Consider the following 3,067-nt stretch of genomic DNA (forward strand, 5'->3'; position numbering starts at 1 on the left):
AGCAGGGCGGGCGGGAACAGCGACCACCGTCCGCGCCGCTCCGGCGCCGGGGCTTCGGCGCTCGGCGCATGGGCGGCCCTCCGGCCCTTCCCGGCGATCCCAGCCCGGGCGTACGGGACGAGGGCGAGGCCGACGCCCGCACCGAGGGCCGCCGGCAGGAGCACCGGGGTGTGGGTGGCGCCCCCGAGGACGAGCAGGAGCAGCGCGAGGACGACGATCATCAGGGCGGCCCGCGCCGCCGGGGGCACCGTGCGGCCGTGCTCGTGCAGCAGTCGCCCGGCGAGCTCGCTGGGCTCGGCGATCCCGGCGGCGGCCCGCAGGTCGACGGCGGGTGGGGCCGGCGGTTCGGTCTCCACCGGCTCCGCCACGACGGGGGTTCCGACCGGGCCCAGCCGGTGGAGGGTGAGGCCGCTCAGGTCCAGCTTCTCCGACGGGTCCAGCGTGCGCAGTTCCGCGATGACGTGACGCCTCGTCAGACTGCCGGAGACGACGGCGAGTTCTCCGACCGCGCCGCGATCGGCCCCTTCCGCCACCAGCGCCCCGCCGACTGCGCGCAGCGGCTCGCCGGGCGCCCGGTCGACGCGGGTCGGGACCGGCTCCGGCAGGGACAACAGCCAGCGGCCGTCCGGGAGTTCGGCCAGCAGGGCGCCGTCCTGCCAGTGCCGGAGGACGCGTTCGGTGGCCTCGGCGGCGCCGATCAGCGGCACGTCGAGGACGAACCCGGCCGCGTCGAGGGTGGGACTCATCAGTCGGTGCTCCTGATCACGAGGTGCGAGCGCCCGCTGACCGCGTCCGCGACGACCAGACGGCCGGGGCGCGGCTCGGCGGCGATCAGCGGCAGTCGCGGGTGGACGGCGGGGGCGGTCGGGCCGCCGGACAGGCCGGTGAGCGTCCGGACACCGTAGGCGCGGACGGTGCGCACCAGTCCGGCCGCGCTGGTCCGGGTGATCAGCATGAGCTCCCCACCGCCGTGGACCAGCCCGATCACCTCGGCCTCCCCCTCGGCCAGGGCGATCCGGCGGCTCAGGCCCGAATCCGACTCCAGCCACCACTCCCGCCCGTCGGCGGACCAGCCGACGGCGCCCAGGCCGTGCACCAGGTGCTCGGCACCGGCCGCCTCGGGCGGCAGCGCGACGGACGCCAGTCTGGGCTCCCGCGCGTACCGGAACGGCCGCCCGCCCTCGGTGGAGACCACCGGGCCGTCGGTGCCCACCCGGCCGCCGGGGGCGATCCGCCGCCACTGGCCGGCCAGCGGCAGCAGCAGGTCGTCGCCCTCGCGCAGCAGCGGCAGGACCGGCTGGGCCATCAGCTCGGCGAAGCCGGTGGAGCCGACCCGGGGCAGGTCGACCTCCGCCGCCGCCACGTCGTAGCGGCCGGGTTCGCCCAGAGGGCGGCCGCTCACGTACAGCCTCAGCCGGTCGTCCTTCGCGTACAGCGCCAGGAGACGCCGGCCCACGCGCGCGGCCGCGACCACCGGGCCGGGCAGCTCGTGGCGGCGCGGCCGGGCGGCCCCGCCGGCGGTCGCTCCGTTGCCCACCGCGACGGCGATCAGTACGGAGGCCTGCCGGCCCCGGGCCAGCAGGGTGTCGGCGTCCCCGGTGAAGGCGGGCAGGGCGCCCCTGATGCTCGGCAGCGGCGCGTCCAGCCGCCCCGGGCGCCTGAACTCGGACCCGCGCAGCGCCCGTACGGCGATCTTCGCCGGGGGCAGCGGGAGCTCGACGGCCGCTCCGCCGTCCACCCTGGTCCGGACCTTGGTCACGCCGTCGGCGCCCCAGCCGGCCTCCTCCGTCGTCACCGTCCTTCTCCGGCCGGGCAGTTGGGCGGCCAGTCGGGGCGAGGTGAGCAGCCAGGGACGCGCTGCGGCGTCCAGCGCCCCCTCGGCGTAGCGCACGTCCTCGGGCGTCGGGTCGTCGTGGCTCCGGGCCTTGAGCCAGCGCGGCAGCAGTTCGGTGAGGTCGCCGCCGATCAGCCGCCCGGGCGGTTCGCCGAGCACGCCGACCAGCAGCTCGCTGCCCCGGGCGGCCGCCCGCCGGTGCAGCACCAGCAGCGCGGCCAGTTGGACCAGCCGGGCCGCACCGGCCTGCGCGGGGCCGGCGTCCACCAGGGCGACGACCTGGCCGCGATCGGCCGGGGTGCGCAACTCGGGCTCCAGGTGCAGCAGTTCACCGTCCACCCAGCGGCGGAGGAACTCCTCGGGGAACTCCTCGGCGAGCAGCCACTCCGAGGGCAGCAGGTGGTCCGGCCGACCGAACCGCGCGAGCCCTCCGTACCCGTCCGGCTCCCCTTCCGTCTCGACGACGGGCTCGCGCTCGCCGATCAGCACGTCCAGGCGGCGCAGCAACGGGCCGAGCGCGGTGGCGAGTTCGGGCGTGAGGGCGGACAGCGTCCCGGCCCACGGCGCGAGCGCGGTGGTCATGCCGGGCCTCCGTCGCGGCCGACCCGCACCTGTTCCTCCGCTTCCACCATGCTGCCCTCCCGAGGCGCTGATCCACGCCCCTGTGCCGGGCGTCAAGGCCGACCCGACGTAGACGTCCCGACGAAGGCGGCACCGGGCCGGTGGGCCGCCAGGGGTTGCGATGCGACGACGCTCGCCGCGATTCGGCTCAGCTCGGTCGAAGGCGAGTCGCCGGACACGCTCCACGCCCGAGCACCCGGACGATGACGCCGCTCTGCCGGTCCGCCAGGTGGGCCGGGTCCACCGCCGTGCCGTCTCCGGCCACGTCCGTTCCTCCACTCGTCATGTCGCGTTCCGCCCGGAGCCCGGTCGCCCGCCCGCCGTCTCCCCCGTCTCCGCTGTCGCCACCGCCTCTGTCGCCGCCGCCGTCGCCTTCGACGCCGCCGCACCGTCAGCCGTCAGGAACCGGTCCAGGGCCGCCGGGTCGCAGCCGGGCGCCGGCGGGTCGGTGACCAGCGCGTGGCCGGGCACCAGCGCGCAGAGCTGCGCCGTCGTCGCCCCGAGGGCCGCCCGCCACAGCGGGGCCGCGGGCCACGGGCGGGCGGTGGTCGGTACCAGCACGCCGCCGTCCGACCCGAGGTAGCGGGCGCCGTCGGCCCACGGCAGGTCGCC

General features: G+C 77.6%; 3 protein-coding genes. All 3 read right to left on the reverse strand.

The genetic code is table 11. The features are described from left to right. A partial coding sequence (locus tag J0670_RS34335; protein WP_207816294.1) for a bpX6 domain-containing protein occupies positions 1 to 746 on the reverse strand: 746 nt, incomplete at its 3' end. Continuing rightward, a complete protein-coding gene (locus tag J0670_RS34340) occupies positions 746 to 2,416 on the reverse strand; it encodes a hypothetical protein (protein WP_207816296.1) in 1,671 nt (556 codons plus the stop codon). The genes J0670_RS34335 and J0670_RS34340, both read right to left, overlap by 1 nt. Positions 2,417 to 2,737: 321 nt before the next feature. Then, positions 2,738 to 3,067 (reverse strand): hypothetical protein (locus J0670_RS34345; RefSeq protein WP_207816298.1); only part of this gene is annotated, 330 nt, incomplete at its 5' end.

The sequence above is a fragment of the Streptomyces sp. FH025 genome, from assembly GCF_017427025.1.
Classification (GTDB): domain Bacteria; phylum Actinomycetota; class Actinomycetes; order Streptomycetales; family Streptomycetaceae; genus Kitasatospora.

Excerpts from the sequence above, each read along its gene's own strand:
- J0670_RS34340 (WP_207816296.1), bottom strand. The coding sequence starts at position 2,416 with ATGACCACCGCGCTCGCGCCGTGGGCCGGGACGCTGTCCGCCCTCACG.